Genomic DNA, 15,251 nt, shown 5'->3' with positions numbered 1-15,251 from the left:
CCGAAAGGTTCCCACCATGACGATCAACACCCCATGAAGGCAGGCTCCCCCGAAGAGGCATGGCGCGAGGATTGCGCCCCGCGCCGCACGCTCGACCTGTTCAGCACCAAATGGCTAAGCATGATCCTGCACACGCTGCATGTGCGCCATGGTGGGAAAGCGCGGACCGGCGTGCTGCTGCGATCCCTGCCCGACATTTCCAAGAAGATGCTGACCCAGACCCTGCGCGACATGGAGGAGCGCCAGTTGGTGACCCGCCATGTGCACGGCACCATCCCGCCCGCCGTGGAATATGAGCTGACCCCACTTGGCCTGCGCTTTATCGAGCCCATCGAGCTGCTGTATGACTGGGCTCGCCGCAACGCCGATGCGCTTGATGCCCTGCCGCGCGGGGCCCGGTCACGCTGGTAGTCAGGCTTTCCAGCCGCCTTATTCGCTCCGATCAGGCCCATCATCGGCCAGATGTCCAGCTACCCCACTCTCCAGGCCAGCCAGCGTATGGGCCGAGTTGATCAACGCGAAATGGCTGAACGCCTGCGGAAAATTCCCAAGCAGGCAACCCGCCTTGGGATCATATTCCTCGGCAAAGAGGCCCAGATCATTGCCATAGGTGAGCAGCCGCTCGAACAAATCTCGCGCATCCTGCACCCGCCCGGACAAAGCATAGGCATCACAGAGCCAGAAGCTGCAGGCCAGGAAGGCGCCCTCATCGCCCGGCAAGCCATCGACATCGCCCTCATCGGTGCGATAGCGATAGACCACGCCATCCTTGAGCAACTCGCGCTCGACACGCTCGATAGTGCCCAGCATGCGCGGATCGTCGGGCGGCAGAAAGCCCAGCGTCGGCAGCTGCAGCAGCGCGGCATCGACACGGTCGGCGCCATAATATTGCACGAAGCTGTTGCTGGCGGTATCGAAGCCCTTCTCGCAGATTTCGGCATGGATCGCATCGCGCGCGGCGCGCCAGTCCTCGACCGGGCCATCCAGAGCGAAATCCTCGGCGCTGGCCACCATGCGGTCGAAGGCGAACCAGCACATCACCTTGGAATAGACGAAGTGACGCACCGGGCCGCGCACCTCCCAGATGCCGGAATCAGGCTGCCTCCATAGCTCCAGCAGGTTCTTGGCGATGGCGCGCTGCACCGGCCAGACCACATCCATATCCGCCAGCCCACCGCGCCGAGCCGCATCGAAGGCCCCCAGCACAGCGCCATAGACATCGAGCTGCAACTGGTCATGCGCGGCATTTCCGATGCGCACCGGGCGGCTGTCGGCAAAGCCGGGAAGATGGTCGAGGGTGATCTCGGTCAGGCGCCGCTCGCCGCGCAGGCCATACATGATCTGCAGTTCCTCGGGAGCGCCTGCTGTGGCGCGCATCAGCCACCAACGCCAGGCGCCGGCTTCTTCGTGATAGCCCGAGGCCGTCAACGCATAGATGGTGAGAACCGCATCGCGCAGCCAGCAAAAGCGGTAATCCCAGTTGCGCACCCCGCCCGGCTTCTCAGGCAACGAGGTGGTGGGCGCAGCGACGATGCCCCCCGTCGGCGCATAGGTCAGCGCCTTGAGCGTCAACAGCGAGCGGCTCACCATATCGCCATAGGGGCCCCGATAGCTGCCCTGCTTCGCCCAAGTCTGCCAAACCGCTTGGGTATGGCGCAGCAGCGAAACCGGATCGCGAGGGATCGGCGGCTTGATATGCGAGGGGTAATATTCCAGCGTCGCTGTTACGGTCTGGCCCTCGGTCACCGTAAATTGGGCTTGGGTAGAAAAATCCGCGTTCGTCAAATCAATGGTGCTGCTCAGCCGCACTGCATCGGGCCCGGCGACGGCATAGATCGCCCCCTCCTTGCGCTCGACCCAAGGCTTCCATGCACCATAGTTGAAGCGCAGGCGCAGTTGCGTGGACATCTCCACCCGGCCCTCGACCCCACGCACGATGCGGATCAGTTCATGCGTCCCATCACGCACAGGTACCGGCATGAAATCACAGACCACCGCCTTGCCGCTGTTGGTTTCGATGGTGGTTTCAAGGATCATCGTATCGGGCAAATAGCGGCGCGACAGGCGCGCCCGCGGATCGCGCGGCCCCAGATCCCACGCGCCATGTTCCGGGGTGCCGAGCAATGCGGCAAAGATCGCTTCGGAATCGAAGGAGGGTAGGCACAGCCATTCGATGGTGCCGTTGCGATGCACCAGCGCCGCACTCTCGGTGGAACTGAGCAGTGCATAATCCTCGATCCTGCGAGGTCGGCCTGCCGAGGCGGTCAAAGCGCTATCATTCCATATCTCGCGCCCGTCATTTGGACCGGCCCATGTACTGCGTGAACTGCTGATCGGCACAATTTTTCATGCAACGGATATGGCTGGCTGCTTCCCAAGTTCCAAAGGCAAAACCCTTCCCTTTGAGGCAATTCGATGAACGGAACAAAACCAGCAATGCCGCTCTGGAAATCAGGGCGGTCTGTCACCCCGGCCATGCCGTCCAGTCCCGACTTAGAATTCCCACCCGCTCTTTGATCCGTCGATTCTGGCGGCACCAGCCGTTCACTTTGTGGATTGTTGGCCAGCCTAAAACGGTTGCTCGCCGTTTTGAAACTCCGGTTGAAAGGTCGCAGAGTTTCCCGCACGCAACCAAACTGCTCACTGCGCTAGAGGGGCCTGGTAATGTTTCAGGCGCTATAGGGAGATTTTACGATCGCAGAAGTCTCTCGTTCCGACAGATGCCATTCCATCGCTGAGGAACAAAAAAGATTCCTGCCTCCTAACATCGTGGATGGCAAGCCATATGGATGGCGTGCTGATCACCTCCTTATCCCGGAGATGCGATGCGCAGTCCCAGCAGAAAGCGAAGATCATGCTCAAAGCCTTGGCCCTCAACTGCACCCTCAAGTCCGATCCGGCGCAAGCTTCTTCCACCGACGCGTTGATCACGGTCCTGGAGCAGGCATTTTCCGTCAAAGGCGTTGAGCTGACTGAAACCGTGCGCGTCGCCGCGCTGAACATTAAGCCTGGCGTCAGCTCTGATGAGGGGGATGGCGACGATTGGCCAGCACTACGGACCAAGATCTTGGCGCACGATATCGTGATCTTCGGCAGTCCCATCTGGCTTGGTCAGCTCGGAAGCGTGGCCAAGCGTGTCCTGGAACGCATGGACGCTTTCCTGGAGGAGACAGATGAGAAAGGCCGCATGCCCAGTTACGGCAAGCTGGCTGTTGCCGCCATCGTGGGCAATGAGGACGGCGCGCATTACGCCTCATCGCAGCTGTTCCAGGCGCTCAACGATGTCGGGTGGACCATCCCGCCGATCGCGGTGTGCTATTGGGTAGGCGAGGCCATGGGCTCAACGGATTTCAAGGATCTGGCCAGCACGCCCGACATGGTGAGCAAAACCGCCGGCATGCTGGCTGCCAATGCCTCCCATCTGGCCGATTTACTCAAACAGACGCCCTATCCGGGCTAGAAGCTTTTAGCCTTCCTATCATGGGTTGGGATGCAGACGATTTCGCGGAACGATCCACCCAACCGCCTGTTCACAACGCAGGATTGTCCCGATCTGGTCGCCCCCTGCCGGGGCAATCCAGCCGTATTCGGCCAAGCCTGTCCAGGAAGTAATCCCCTTCCCGGCCGAACCTTGCGTGCCCGGCAGCCGACTCCCAGGGCCGGGCACGCAATTTTCGAGAACTTGCATAACCTAGGTTGGTTCCGATGGAACTGTGCAGGGGCCAGAACCTTCAACATGCTGTGCCATAGACCCGGGATCACAGGCCCGTAATCAGGAACAGCGTCATGACCAAAATTCAGGAAATGATCCATGAGGATCCGTTGCCGGGCCACGAGAGCAAGCTGAGCCCCAAGCCGGAATGGCAACCACGCTATCGCGGGTCGGACCGATTGAAGGGCAAAGTGGCGATCATCACTGGGGCCGACAGCGGCATCGGACGGGCAGTTGCGGCTTTATTCGCGCGCGAAGGCGCGCATGTAGCCATAGTTTATCTGCTGGAAGACGATGATGCAGCAGAAACACAGCGTATCGTCGAGATGGAAGGCGGCCGTGCCGTCACCATCAAGGCCGATGTCGGATCGCGCAAGATGTGCGAACATGTGGCCCAACGCGTGTTGGAGGTGTTTGGCCAGATCGACATTCTGGTCAACAACGCGGGTGAGCAGCACCCCGATGAGGATATCACCGACATCGCCGAGGAACAGCTTCTACGGACGTTTCAGACCAATATTTTCGGGACGTTCCATATGGTGCAAGCGGTGCGCCCTTACCTCCAGAGCGGTGCTGCAATCGTCAATTGTACCTCGGTAACAATGTATCAGGGGGCAAGCAATCTGCTCGATTACAGCGCTACCAAGGGTGCAATCACCGCCTTCACCCGTTCACTCTCGGAGAACCTTATCGGCGAAGGCATCAGGGTCAATGCCGTCGCTCCAGGTCCGATCTGGACGCCTCTCAATCCCTGTGGGGGGGCCGATCCTGAGAAGATTAAGCATTTTGGCGAGAAGACCCCCATGAAGCGACATGGTGAACCCAATGAAGTTGCCCCGGCGTTCCTGTTCCTAGCCTGTGAAGATGCCAGCTATATGTCTGGACAAGTGCTACACCCGAATGGTGGCAGCGTGGTCAATGGTTGAGCCGTGAGCAAATCTCTTCAGTCTCGCTTTGGCAGGGCATCTGAACGAAGGCTCCTACGAAAAATGTCTGCGCTTCCGGGTGCCATCTGACGAACGGCTCCCATTGCTAACCGCCTAATATCAAAACGCCCCCTGTCAGTGGGTACCTGCCAGGATATAGCCATCCGATGCCCCGTTACCGATCCCGCAGAGCTACGGTACTCACCAGAAAATTTTTTCTAGATCTCCTGCGTTATTCGGAGTTGAGAAATGTTTCTAGAGCCCATTCAAAGCTCGAACCGGTCATCCGCAGCCGACCTGACAATGGATTAATAACCTATGTTAATTTGCCATCCTCATATTTTGTCGTAAGTAACTTAGGTTAATGCAAGAAACTGGATGTTGAAGGAAGGGCAGCGCACCTCGGGAGAGATGCATGCAGCCACCCTACCATCGACTTGAAGAATTTGTACCTCTCACCCAGCATGAACTAACCATCGCCCGTGGATGGCTGAGCGATCGGCGCCAGCTTGCACGAGGGCATTGTATTCGCAGGGAAGGAGATCCCGTCCATGGCGTCTTTTTCCTCCTGGAAGGGTGGGTCGGTTCTTCCCTGATCCTTCGCGGGGGTAAACGGCAGATCGCAAAAATCCATCTGCCCGGTGACATGCTTGGCTTCCCCAGCCTTTCTCTTTCCAAAGCTGTGGAGACGTTGGAAGCGGTCACCGACATCACCTTCTGCACTATTCCCAATCTGATGATCGGACGCATGTTCGAAAATGCACCGCGACTCTCCGTCGCGATGTTTCTGAGTTCCCAACTCGAGCGGGTTGCACTGATGCAAAATCTTTCTTGGGTAGGAGCAGCTTCTGCCATGGAAAGAGTTACCACCTTCCTGCTCGATCTTCATGATCGATTACAGGCAGCCCATTTAGTAAAAGATGCTGGATTTGATTTTCCACTCACGCAGGTACAGGTGGGCGAGTTGCTGGGGCTGACCCCGGTCCATGTGAACCGTACTTTTCGGCGTTTGGATGAAACCGGCTATATCGAGCGTGAACGCGGGCACATGATTATCAAAGATGCAGCCAGCTTGCGTAGGCTGACCGCCGGGTTTGTGCCCGACAAAGCCGGGCATGCGGCATGGGATCGGCTGGGACAGCCATCCTGATGTCGATCCCCGGTGGAGCACGGAGGCTACCCTCGAATTAACCTCTCCAGCATTGCCGCCGATCAGCCGAGCGCGCTTATCGTTCCCCGTACGTTCTTATTGTGCTAGACCGCGCTGTATGAGCCAGCAGCCGACTCGCAAGATCATTCACGTCGACATGGACGCGTTCTTCGCCTCCGTTGAACAGCGCGATGATCCGTCTCTGCGTGGACGGCCGGTCGCGGTCGGCCATGGCGCCACGCGCGGCGTTGTGGCCGCCGCCAGCTATGAGGCTCGAAAGTTTGGTGTGAAATCAGCACTCCCTTCCGTCACCGCGCTACGTCGCTGTCCGGAGCTGATTTTCGTGCCGCCGCGCTTCGACGTCTACAAATCGGTCTCGCGGCAAATCCATGCCATCTTCGAGCAGTTTACAGACCTCATCCAGCCGCTCTCCCTTGATGAAGCTTATCTCGATGTCACCGACAACCGGGCGGGGCTTCCAACGGCATGGCTCACGGCCAAGGCCATCCGCGCACGTATCCTGGAGGAAACGGGCCTGACGGCGTCGGCGGGCATCTCCTACAACAAGTTTCTGGCCAAGCTTGCCTCGGATCACCGCAAGCCTAATGGGCAGTTTGCGGTGACACCGGAGATGGGACAGACGTGGGTCGAGACTCTGCCCGTTTCGCGGTTCCATGGCGTCGGCCCGAAGACAGCAGCCAAGATGCAGCGGCTTGGCATCGAGACCGGCGCCGATCTACGCGCGAAATCGCTCATGTTTCTCGAGCAGCACTTCGGCAGCACGGCCGATTGGTACTATGCTATCGCTCGGGGAGAGGATCATCGTCCGGTCAATCCAAATCGTGTGCGCAAGTCCTCCGGCTCGGAAACAACCTTCGATCGTGATCTGACCCAGCCTGCGGAAATCGAAGCGGGCGTGTTGCAGATGGCTGATGATGTGTGGGAATGGTGCGAGCGCGCCGGAGCCTACGGCCGTACAGCTACCGTCAAGATCAAATTCAAGGACTTTCGGACCATCACACGCAGCCGCAGCCACACCGTTGCCATCACGAGCAAGGCCATGTTGCGGCGGGCGAGTCTCGATCTCGTCCGCTCAATTTATCCGCCGGAAAAGGGGATCAGGCTGGTCGGCGTCACCGTCTCGAATTTCGAAACCTCCGCCCTTGACCAGGAGCCTGCGCTCCCCCTTTTCCCAATGGAAATGGATAGGACTGCCCCAACCGGTATGCCCGGACAGGTGCTCGCATGAGCAAGCGGGCCGGTAGCGCCGACATGCCCCTGCATGGCGGGCGTGTTCCAGCCTGGCTCGGGCAAAGGATGACCCGTCTTGGTGCCGTTATTGTCGAGGCGATCATCCTGGAGTACGGACGCGATGAGTTTCTGCGCCGCCTCGCCCATCCGTTTTGGTTTCAGTCCTTTGGCGCCGTGATGGGCATGGACTGGCATTCCTCCGGGATTACCACCAGTGTGCTCGGCGCCTTGAAGCGTGGCCTTGCCCCTCTCTCTGGAGAGCTTGGCATCCATGTCTGTGGCGGGCGCGGTAAGCACAGCCGGGCAACACCCTCGGAATTGACTGCGATCGGAGAGCGTACGGGCCTCGATGGCAGCAGCCTTGCTCGATCAAGCCGCTTGGTCGCAAAGGTCGACAGCGCGGCAGTGCAGGATGGTTTCGAACTCTACCTTCACAGCTTTATCGTCGCTAATGACGGCCGTTGGGTGGTGGTCCAGCAGGGCATGAACGGCAGCCGAAAGCAGGCTCGCCGTTACCACTGGCTCTCTGAGGGGCTGGAGAGTTTCGTCGAGGCGCCTCATGCTGCTATCGAGGGGCGCGACCAGGGCAAGATCGTCAATCTCACGGACAGAAGAGCTTTGTCGTCACGGCAAGGACAGCTTGATCTGCTGCATCGTATGGGCCCTGACGGAATTCTGCGTGAGCTGAGCCGAGTAGCTCCGCGTGATACCGCGGCGCCTCTGCCGATCGCACAACCTCTCCTGCCGCATCTGGTGATGCCCGATCATCACGACGTTCGTCCTGACGATATCGTGACACGGCGCTTGTATGGCGCCCTTGCCGCTGCCGCTGACCGTGGTCCTGAAGATTTCGCCGAATTGCTTTTGGTGCCCGGCATCGGGGCGCGGACGGTGCGCTCGCTCGCGATGGTGGCCGAAATTGTCCACGGAGCCCCCTGTCGTTTTAGCGATCCAGCTCGTTTTTCCTTGGCCCACGGCGGCAAGGATAGACACCCCTTCCCGGTTCCGACGAAAGTTTATGACAAGACGATCGCCGTGATGAAATCCGCTGTCAGCACCGCCAGGCTCGGACATGATGAAAAACTGGCTGCGATCCGCCGCCTGGATGAGCAGGCGCGGCGGCTCGAGCGGACGGCCACGGGGCCTTCGTTTGAAGCGCTGATCAACGAAGAGCGGAACCGATCCCACGAATACGGGGGGCGCAGTGTCTTTGGCTGGGAACCGCCAATTGGTCCAGAGTGGAAAGATCAGGGTCGATCGCTGGAAACATGCAAAAACTCCAAAAGCTGAATGTGAACCGCTGCGAACTGAATGGACCCAAAGCCGCTGCCGCAGGTTTCTGCCTCACAGACGTGGCGCTCCATGCGCGCGATAAGAGGAGGCACAGCATGCCCATTTTGCTCTGGCTGTTAGGCGTTCCAATTCCCGTCATCATCATCTTGCTGCTGCTCTGGCATTAAGGGAGGCGAGAATGGCAACAATTTCTGACCTCGATCCTGTCCACGCGTCGCGTGGCCTTATCGAATCCAACCGCTCAGCGGTTAACTGGGGGCCGGTCTTTGCCGGCGCAGTCGTGGCCCTCGCGACCACATTGATCCTGCTTGCGCTCGGCTCCGGACTTGGCTTTGCGATCGCTTCACCATGGCCGGGCGCCGGTGTGGCAGCTTCAACCTTTGCCATCGGTGCCGGGATCTGGTTGATCGTGACCCAATGGTTGTCCTCGTTCCTCGGCGGATACATCACGGGCCGGTTGCGCACCCGCTGGACCAACGTTCACACTGATGAGGTCTTCTTCCGCGATACAGCCCACGGCCTTCTTGCCTGGGCGGTGTCGGCAGCGGTGATTTCCGCTGTTGCCCTCAATGCCGCCAGCTCAGCTTCCGGCACAGCTTCAAGCGCTACGGCGACTTCAGCAAGTTATGCGACGGATACGCTGCTGCGTTCCGCACATCCTGGGGCCAGCGCATCGGACGGAACGGTGCGCGCTGAAATTGCTCGCCTTCTGGCTCGTGGGGACGATTTGAGTGTGGACGACAAGAACTACGTCGCCAACCAGGTTGCAGCACAGACCGGGCTGGAACCGCAGGAAGCTCAGAAGCGTCTCGACACCGCAATGCAGTCGCTCCGCGAGGCGGCTGACAAGGCGCGCAAGGTTTCTGCAGCGATCAGCTTCTTCACCGCCCTGTCGATGGTAATTGGCGCTTTCATCGCCAGCGTGGCAGCCGCCTATGGTGGTCGGCAGCGTGACGATCACGAAGACCGGGTCCACTTGCGCTGATCACCGTCCTCAAAACGGTAAGAGCCGACGCGATCACCACAAAGGGATTGCGTCGGCAAATTCACGGGCGGCATGGATATTTTCGTTCCAGAACTTTGTCATGACGCGGCCTGCAGACGCCACAGCACCACCATTGTCCTGGTAGCGACCGTATCTGTCGGGCGTCGCTGACCGAGCGGGTCAATCGATGGGGCAGACCCAGCAGGCAACCTCTCATCAGAAAATCTCGGCGGTGGAACCTCATTCTCCCGGAAAGCTTCTGTAAGAGAACGCAATTCGGGAAGCCGGCATGTTTTGGACAGTGATGATGGTGCAGATCATTCTCTGTGTCATCGGCCCTTCTTATCGTGCGCATTGCTGCTCGGCCCATCGCTGCGCTGCAAGCGGTCGCTTTGCTCCGAAGCGTGTCTCCAGACCGAACCAGCATCCTCGCATCGCCGCCGGTAACACCCAATGATCATGGCATGTGGATCAGCGCTTTGACGTCATCGGCGGATCCCAGCCATTACGGAACTCTGGCTGGCATTCGCCTTGCCATGGCAGGCATGGCAGTTTTCTCGCTCTCGGCCTGCTCTCAGGGCGTATTGGCGCCGCTGGGCCCCGTAGGAGAGGGGGATGCCACGATCTTCATCGACGCGCTGGTGATCATGCTGGCGATCGTTCTGCCCACGATCGCAATGGCTTTCTGGATAGCATGGCGTTACCGGTCCTCGAACAGCAAAGCTGACTATCGGCCGGAATGGGCTTTTTCCGGACGGATCGAGGCTGTCGTCTGGTCCATACCTATTCTGACTATCATGGTGTTGGGCGGTTTGATCTGGATCGGCTCAATTCGGCTGGATCCCTTTCGCCCCCTCCCGGCCCGGAAGCCTCCGCTTGAGATCGAGGTGATCTCCCTCGACTGGAAATGGCTGTTCATTTACCCCCAGCAACACATAGCTGTCGTCAACGAACTGGTCATCCCCGTCGGGCAGCCCGTGCATTTCTCGATCACATCGGCCAGCGTGTTCAACAGCTTCTTTGTCCCGCGTTTGGGCTCGATGATTTATGCCATGCCCGGCATGGTTTCACAGCTTCACCTTCAGGCTGACCACCCCGCGATGCTGTGGGGCGCCTCCACCCAGTTTTCCGGCGAAGGCTTTTCCGACATGCATTTCACTGTGCGCAGCCTGGCTGGCAACGACTTCGACGCCTGGGCGAGAGGCGCAACGCGCCTTGGTCCCAGCCTTGATCGCGCGGCCTATGCCAGCCTGCTGCGGCCGAGCAGCAAGGTCGCTCCCTTCAGCTATCGTCAGGTGGATCCGGGACTGTTCCAAATGGTGGCTAAGCAAACATTGCCTATCCCTGCATCTCAGCATCAAGCGGCAAGCGGCCCTATCTGTGGCGGCTCGAAACCATGACCGTCCTTGGCAAGCTGAGCCTTTCGGCCATTCCTCTGGATCAGCCGATCCCGATCATAACCTCCATGGTCCTGCTGCTTGTCATGTTCGGCACGCTGGCCCTGGCCACGATCAAGGGCTGGTGGCCCTATCTGTGGCGCGAGTGGATGACGACCGTGGATCACAAGCGGATCGGCATTCTCTATGGCCTGCTGGGCGCCCTGATGCTGCTCCGCGGCTTTGCCGATGCCATTATGATGCGCACGCAGCAGGCGGCTTCTGTCGGCGGCGGCACAGGTTATCTTCCACCAGAGCATTACAACCAGATTTTCTCCGCCCATGGCACGATCATGATCCTGTTCGGCGCCATGCCGCTGGTGCTGGCATTCATGAATTTTCTGGTGCCGTTGCAGCTTGGCGTGAGAGATGTGGCCTTTCCCACCTTCAATGCGGTTGGTTTCTGGCTGACGGCCTCGGGCGCATTGCTGGTCAATGTCTCGCTGTTTGTCGGCGAGTTCGCGCGCACCGGCTGGCTGCCCTATCCGCCCCTGAGCGAAACGGGCTATTCGCCCGGCGTCGGCGTCGACTACTATCTCTGGGCGGTGCAGATTTCCGGCATCGGCACGCTGATCGGCGGGATCAACATCCTGACCACGGTGTTGAAGATGCGCTGCCCCGGCATGAGCTATCTGCGCATGCCGATGTTCTGCTGGACCGCCATGGCGTCCTCCCTCCTGATCGTCGCGGCCTTTCCGATCCTCTCGGCCACGCTGGCGATGCTGACGCTCGACCGCTATGTGGGCTGGCACTATTTCACCGCCGAGGCGGGCGGCAATCCCATGATGTTCGTCAACCTTGTCTGGGCCTGGGGGCACCCGGAGGTCTACATCCTTGTGCTGCCCTGCTTTGGCATCTTTTCCGAAATTTTCCCGACCTTTTCGGGCAAGCCGCTGTTCGGCTACCGCTCGATGGTGGCGGCAACCTTGTTCATCTGCGTGGTCTCGATGATGGTCTGGCTGCACCACTTCTTCACCATGGGGGCGGGCGGCGCGGTGAATGCCTTTTTCGGCATCTCCTCCAGCATCATCGCCGTGGGCACCGGGGTGAAGATCTACAACTGGATTTTCACCATGTATGGCGGCCGGGTGCGCTTCGAGGTGCCGATGCTGTGGTCGATGGGCTTTATCGTCACCTTCATCCTTGGCGGGCTGACGGGCGTGCTGCTGGCTATTCCCCCGGCTGATTTCATCACCCATAATTCGATGTTTCTGGTGGCCCATTTCCACAATGTGATCGTAGGCGGGGTGGTCTTCGCGATCTTTGCGGGACTGGAATTCTGGTTCCCCAAAGTCTTTGGGTACCGCCTTCATGCGGGCTGGGGCAAAGCTGCCTTCTGGCTGGCCTTCATCGGCTTCTGGGTCACCTTCACCCCGCTCTATGTGTTGGGGTTGATGGGCATGACGCGGAGGCTGCAGCATGTCGATTTTCCGGAATGGCAGCCATGGCTGCTGATCTCGATGGCGGGAGTCGCGATCCTGCTGGCGGGCGTGATCTGCCAGATCACCCAACTGGTCGTCAGCTACCACCAGCGCGAGGCATTGCGCGACACGACCGGGGATCCCTGGGATGGGCGCTCGCTGGAATGGTCCACCACATCGCCCCCGCCTTCCTTCAACTTTGCTGTTCTGCCTCGTGTGGAGAGCCAGGAGGCATACTGGCGCAGCAAGCAGGAGGCTCTTGCCGCCTCTCAAGCTGGGGATGCTCCGGAACTCGAGCCGTTCGAGATGCCCCGCAACAGCGCTGTCGGCTTCTTCACGGCCTTTTTCGCCTTCACCTTCGGTTTCGCCATGATCTGGCATATCTGGTGGCTGGCCATTGCCGCTCTGATTGCGGCCTTCGCCGGTTTCGTGATCTTTGCCTGGCGCGACACCGGTGAATTCGAAGTATCTGCGGAGACGATCGCGTCCGCGGAACACCAACGGCAATTGGCGCGCCGGGCGCTGATGGAGCCGAAAGCATGAGCGGCGTCCAATTCCCTGCAAGCCACGAAGCAGCAGATCGTCTGCGCAACAGACCCGACCTGCGGGCCAAGGACCCGGTGCCTGCCCTGCCCGGCACCGGTCAGGGCGAGACAGGCCCCGCCGACAAGCGCATCCTGGTAAGCTATGGCTTCTGGATCTATCTCCTGAGCGACATTGTCCTATTCTCCGCTTTTTTTGCAGCATTTGCCGTGCAGCATGGCGCGTCGGCTGGTGGCCCGAGGATGCCGCAGATCGTCGATGTTGGCAGGGCAGCACTGGAAACCGGGCTGCTCCTCGCCTCCAGTTACACGTGCATGCTTTCCTTTGCCGCAACCCACCGCAAGAACCTCCTGTGGACCCAAATCTTCCTGGCGGTCACCGGCCTGCTTGGTTTGGCTTTCGTCCTGCTTGAGGCGCAGGAATTTTTCGATCTTGCGGCGCGAGGAATCACCCCGCAACGCAGCGGTATGCTGACCGCCTTCTTTGGACTTGTCGGTCTTCACGGTCTCCACGTCAGTCTGGGCGGGTTGTGGCTGGGAACCATGATGGCGCAAGTTCAGGTAAAGGGTTTCACCACGCAGATCGTTCACCGCCTGACCTGCTTCAACCTGTTCTGGCACACGCTGGACATCGTCTGGATCGGTATTTTCACGATCGTTTATCTGATGGGAGGCGCCTCGTGAACAACGCCGACAAACCCGACGACCACGCCCCCGGCGACCAGCTGGAAGAAGAAAAGGGGCATTGGCTGCGCAGCGCCAACATTGGCCTTGGACTGTCCATCATCCTCACTGCCGCGTCGTTCGGACTGGCCCGATCTCATCTCCTTTATGCCCCGGCCGTGCCGGTGGCCTTGATCGCGCTGGCCATCGCTCAGATGGGAGTCCATCTGGCCTTCTTCCTTCACATCACGACTGGACCGGACAACACCAACAATGTCCTAGCCCTCGCCTTCGGCGTGATGGTGGTGTTCCTGCTTGTCCTGGGGTCGATCTGGATCATGAGCCATCTCAGCTCAACCATGATGCCTCAGGGCGCTGTCATGCAGGCTCAGATGCAACCCTGACTTTGGGGACGGCTACCGCGAAGCAATCCGGATCGGATCAATCGCACACCAAGAAACTTCCTTAAAACACACCCCCCGAATGCAACAGGAGCATGGACATGGAAGACCCTTTGAAGCCAGCCCCCAAGCGACGCGTGCGCGGAGGTATTGTGGTGGCGATTATCGTTCTTTGCATTCTCGTGTTCGGCTTCATCGGCCGCAACCTGGGCCATATTGAGCAAAGCCAGTACAGCGAAACTGCCAATGTGGCGACGCATGAAGGCCAGTAGTGCCTGATCAATTCCGCTTGACCTAACAACGCCCCAGCGCTGCCCTGAGGGCCCAAGTCCCCGGCGAACCTGTGGTTAAAAGGTCAAAGGTTTACCGGAGCCACGTTGCATCCCGCCTTTTTCGCGACGACCTCGTCGCCGCAAAACACGACGGGGGACCAGGTTGCGCACCAGACGATGGTTGAGCCCTTGGGGCGCCCATATTGCGCATCGAATAGCAGGAGATTTCAATGAGCGATCGACTGACCATGCAGGACCCACGGGGACAATATCCCAAGCCCCCTTTCCCTCGGCAGCCGCAGCCTGTTCCGGGGCTTGCACGGGAAATGGAACCAAAACCGGATCACGGTGAGGAGAGCTATAAAGGCTCAGGCAAGCTTCTGGGGCGAAAAGCGCTGGTAACCGGTGGAGATTCCGGAATTGGCCGCGCTGCGGCAATCGCCTACGCCCGCGAAGGTGCTGACGTCGCCATCTCCTTCCTGGACGCAGAGGAAGCCGACGCGCGTGAGGTCATTGCGCTGATCGAAGCGGAGGGTCGGCGCGCTATCGCCCTGCCCGGCGATGTCACGCAGGAAGAGTTCTGCTCCAGCCTTGTGAGTAAAGCAGTCGAGGGCTTGGGCGGTCTGGACATCCTCGTGATCAACGCGGGCCACCAGCAAAGCCGTGATGATATCTCTCAGGTCACTTCGCAGGATTTCGACCGGACGCTCAAGACCAACCTCTATGCCTTGCACTGGATCGCTCAGGCCGCTGTCCCCCACCTGCCGCCGGGTGCCGCAATCATCACGACCGCTTCGGTTCAAGCCTATGATCCTTCCGCCACTCTGCTCGATTACGCCACGACCAAGGCGGGGATCGTTGCCTATACGAAAGCCTTGGCCAAAACGATGATCATCAAGGGCATCCGCGCCAATGTGGTAGCTCCCGGACCCTTCTGGACTGCCCTCCAGTCGAGCGGTGGCCAGCCGCCTGAGAAGGTGATGAACTTTGGCGAGCAGAGCGCTTTTGGGCGCCCTGGCCAGCCTGTGGAGATTGCCCCGGTTTATGTCCTTCTCGCCTCGCAAGAGGGAAGCTTCATCAACGGTGAGGTCTATGGTGTCACCGGAGGAGCGGGCATTGCCTAGGCGAGCTTTCTCCTGACCCATCTGGCGGAGGCTTCATCACGAGGCGCCGCCAGACCGCCTGGTCCCGCCGTATCC

General features: G+C 59.7%; 14 protein-coding genes. 13 read left to right on the top strand and 1 reads right to left on the bottom strand.

The window, feature by feature from the left end; all coding sequences use genetic code 11:
• Positions 1 to 33 precede the first annotated feature (33 nt).
• Complete coding sequence (locus tag HGK27_RS07665; RefSeq protein WP_206239992.1) at positions 34 to 411, top strand: winged helix-turn-helix transcriptional regulator; 378 nt, start codon at positions 34 to 36, stop codon at positions 409 to 411.
• Positions 412 to 429: 18 nt separating this feature from the next.
• On the opposite strand, the gene HGK27_RS07660 is transcribed toward HGK27_RS07665, so the two are convergent.
• Positions 430 to 2,268, bottom strand: coding sequence for a glycoside hydrolase family 15 protein (locus tag HGK27_RS07660; protein WP_206239991.1), 1,839 nt, complete (start codon positions 2,266 to 2,268; stop codon positions 430 to 432).
• Between the two features lie 583 nt (positions 2,269 to 2,851).
• Between HGK27_RS07660 and HGK27_RS07655 the strand changes: the two genes are divergently transcribed.
• The 12 genes from HGK27_RS07655 (at position 2,852) to HGK27_RS07600 (ending at position 15,176) form a co-directional block, all read left to right on the top strand.
• Entirely contained in the window at positions 2,852 to 3,460 is a 609-nt protein-coding gene (locus HGK27_RS07655) for a flavodoxin family protein (protein WP_206242929.1), read from the top strand.
• 326 nt (positions 3,461 to 3,786) lie between these two features.
• On the top strand, positions 3,787 to 4,638 hold the full coding sequence (locus HGK27_RS07650) for an SDR family oxidoreductase (protein WP_206239990.1): 852 nt from the start codon (positions 3,787 to 3,789) through the stop codon (positions 4,636 to 4,638).
• Positions 4,639 to 5,053: 415 nt separating this feature from the next.
• Positions 5,054 to 5,788: a Crp/Fnr family transcriptional regulator gene (locus tag HGK27_RS07645; protein ID WP_206239989.1), complete on the top strand. Its 735-nt coding sequence runs from the start codon at positions 5,054 to 5,056 to the stop codon at positions 5,786 to 5,788.
• A gap of 118 nt (positions 5,789 to 5,906) precedes the next feature.
• The gene (gene dinB, locus HGK27_RS07640) at positions 5,907 to 7,037 is read left to right on the top strand and encodes a DNA polymerase IV (RefSeq protein WP_206239988.1); all 1,131 of its coding nucleotides are present in this window, start codon (positions 5,907 to 5,909) and stop codon (positions 7,035 to 7,037) included.
• Positions 7,034 to 8,329, top strand: a complete 1,296-nt coding sequence (locus HGK27_RS07635; RefSeq protein WP_206239987.1) for a DUF763 domain-containing protein — start codon at positions 7,034 to 7,036, stop codon at positions 8,327 to 8,329. The genes dinB and HGK27_RS07635 overlap by 4 nt, the downstream gene beginning before the upstream one ends.
• Positions 8,330 to 8,510: 181 nt before the next feature.
• The gene (locus tag HGK27_RS07630; protein WP_206239986.1) at positions 8,511 to 9,317 is read left to right on the top strand and encodes a hypothetical protein; all 807 of its coding nucleotides are present in this window, start codon (positions 8,511 to 8,513) and stop codon (positions 9,315 to 9,317) included.
• 464 nt (positions 9,318 to 9,781) lie between these two features.
• Entirely contained in the window at positions 9,782 to 10,717 is a 936-nt protein-coding gene (gene cyoA, locus HGK27_RS07625; protein ID WP_206239985.1) for a ubiquinol oxidase subunit II, read from the top strand.
• A complete protein-coding gene (locus HGK27_RS07620; RefSeq protein ID WP_206239984.1) occupies positions 10,714 to 12,717 on the top strand; it encodes a cbb3-type cytochrome c oxidase subunit I in 2,004 nt (667 codons plus the stop codon). The genes cyoA and HGK27_RS07620 overlap by 4 nt, the downstream gene beginning before the upstream one ends.
• A complete protein-coding gene (locus HGK27_RS07615; protein ID WP_206239983.1) occupies positions 12,714 to 13,400 on the top strand; it encodes a cytochrome c oxidase subunit 3 in 687 nt (228 codons plus the stop codon). Before HGK27_RS07620 ends, HGK27_RS07615 begins: the two co-directional genes overlap by 4 nt.
• Entirely contained in the window at positions 13,397 to 13,783 is a 387-nt protein-coding gene (cyoD, locus tag HGK27_RS07610) for a cytochrome o ubiquinol oxidase subunit IV (protein WP_206239982.1), read from the top strand. The genes HGK27_RS07615 and cyoD overlap by 4 nt, the downstream gene beginning before the upstream one ends.
• Positions 13,784 to 13,881: 98 nt before the next feature.
• Positions 13,882 to 14,052, top strand: a complete 171-nt coding sequence (locus HGK27_RS07605; RefSeq protein WP_206239981.1) for a hypothetical protein — start codon at positions 13,882 to 13,884, stop codon at positions 14,050 to 14,052.
• Between the two features lie 230 nt (positions 14,053 to 14,282).
• Positions 14,283 to 15,176, top strand: coding sequence for an SDR family oxidoreductase (locus HGK27_RS07600; RefSeq protein WP_206239980.1), 894 nt, complete (start codon positions 14,283 to 14,285; stop codon positions 15,174 to 15,176).
• The last annotated feature ends 75 nt before the right edge of the window (positions 15,177 to 15,251 follow it).

This window comes from Novosphingobium terrae, from assembly GCF_017163935.1.
GTDB lineage: Bacteria > Pseudomonadota > Alphaproteobacteria > Sphingomonadales > Sphingomonadaceae > Novosphingobium > Novosphingobium terrae.
The sequence above is the reverse complement of the archived record's forward strand: the minus strand, read 5'-3'. Positions and strand labels throughout refer to the sequence as shown.

Coding starts and splice junctions, on each gene's coding strand:
- HGK27_RS07665 (WP_206239992.1), top strand. CDS start 34: ATGAAGGCAGGCTCCCCCGAAGAGGCATGGCGCGAGGATTGCGCCCCG.
- HGK27_RS07650 (WP_206239990.1), top strand. CDS start 3,787: ATGACCAAAATTCAGGAAATGATCCATGAGGATCCGTTGCCGGGCCAC.
- HGK27_RS07645 (WP_206239989.1), top strand. CDS start 5,054: ATGCAGCCACCCTACCATCGACTTGAAGAATTTGTACCTCTCACCCAG.
- dinB (WP_206239988.1), top strand. CDS start 5,907: ATGAGCCAGCAGCCGACTCGCAAGATCATTCACGTCGACATGGACGCG.
- HGK27_RS07635 (WP_206239987.1), top strand. CDS start 7,034: ATGAGCAAGCGGGCCGGTAGCGCCGACATGCCCCTGCATGGCGGGCGT.
- HGK27_RS07630 (WP_206239986.1), top strand. CDS start 8,511: ATGGCAACAATTTCTGACCTCGATCCTGTCCACGCGTCGCGTGGCCTT.
- cyoA (WP_206239985.1), top strand. CDS start 9,782: ATGTGGATCAGCGCTTTGACGTCATCGGCGGATCCCAGCCATTACGGA.
- HGK27_RS07620 (WP_206239984.1), top strand. CDS start 10,714: ATGACCGTCCTTGGCAAGCTGAGCCTTTCGGCCATTCCTCTGGATCAG.
- HGK27_RS07615 (WP_206239983.1), top strand. CDS start 12,714: ATGAGCGGCGTCCAATTCCCTGCAAGCCACGAAGCAGCAGATCGTCTG.
- HGK27_RS07605 (WP_206239981.1), top strand. CDS start 13,882: ATGGAAGACCCTTTGAAGCCAGCCCCCAAGCGACGCGTGCGCGGAGGT.
- HGK27_RS07600 (WP_206239980.1), top strand. CDS start 14,283: ATGAGCGATCGACTGACCATGCAGGACCCACGGGGACAATATCCCAAG.